The sequence below is a fragment of the Scytonema hofmannii PCC 7110 genome (assembly GCF_000346485.2).
Taxonomy (GTDB): Bacteria; Cyanobacteriota; Cyanobacteriia; order Cyanobacteriales; family Nostocaceae; genus Scytonema; species Scytonema hofmannii.
On the sequence record NZ_KQ976382.1, the window covers coordinates 1 to 922 of the forward strand.

1 protein-coding gene is annotated in these 922 nt (G+C 42.2%); it reads right to left on the minus strand.

Annotated elements, in window-relative coordinates; all coding sequences use genetic code 11:
• Positions 1–130: 130 nt before the first annotated feature.
• On the minus strand, positions 131–922 hold a 792-nt coding region (locus WA1_RS51970), incomplete at its 5' end, for an arginase family protein (protein ID WP_066613682.1).

Genomic DNA, 922 nt, shown 5'->3' on the forward strand with positions numbered 1-922 from the left:
CGTAGGGGCGCAAGGCATTGCGCCCCTACAAATGCTGTGAAACACTCCGAAAAAGAAAAGTTTTTAGCCGTTCACAGTATATCAAACCAGCCATAACCTTACAAATGACAAATAACCAATGACAAATGACTTAACTCTGCTGTGATAAATCCATGAGATTTGATAGCTTATAAACTATACGCGCACCAACATTACCATCCCACTCTGCATCCCCAACTTCGCAGAGATCGAAGCCAATAATTTTTCTACCGCTATGAACTAATTCACGGAACAGAAAAAAAGCTTGCTCTAATTCCAATCCTCCAGGAACAGGAGTTCCCGTACTCGAACAGAGTTTTGGATCGAGACCATCAACATCAAAGCTAATGTATACTTGTTCGGGCAAATGACTGATGATTTCTCGGCATATCTCAACCCAAGCCATTCCAGAGTAGAGTTTTTGCTTGATAACTGGGTCATAATAAGCAACAATTCGACCGTTGGATTGGTCGATTGTTTGCACCTCATCATGACTGATATCGCGCAAAGCTACCTGCACTAACTTAGAAATTTGGGGCAATTTCATGGCATTAAACATGATGGATGCATGAGAAAACTCAAATCCCTCATAAGCATCGCGCAAATCTGCATGAGCATCAATGTGTAAAATGCCAAAGTTTGGATAGGAAAGTGCTAATGCTTGATAATAACCTAATGGTACGCTGTGATCGCCTCCGATCGCAGCCACTCGTTTGCCATTTTCTATTGCTTCCTTACTCTTTTCAAACAACCATTGATTGACCTGTTGGCAAGCTTGATTAATTTCTGTAAGTACTGGTGTTAAATCTGGTGTAGCTGTCAGAGGTTTACCTTGCTCTAGACGCTGGATAATTTCTGCGGCGCGATCGCGATAATAGGCGTTCTTCTCCAAGATATCCTGAGG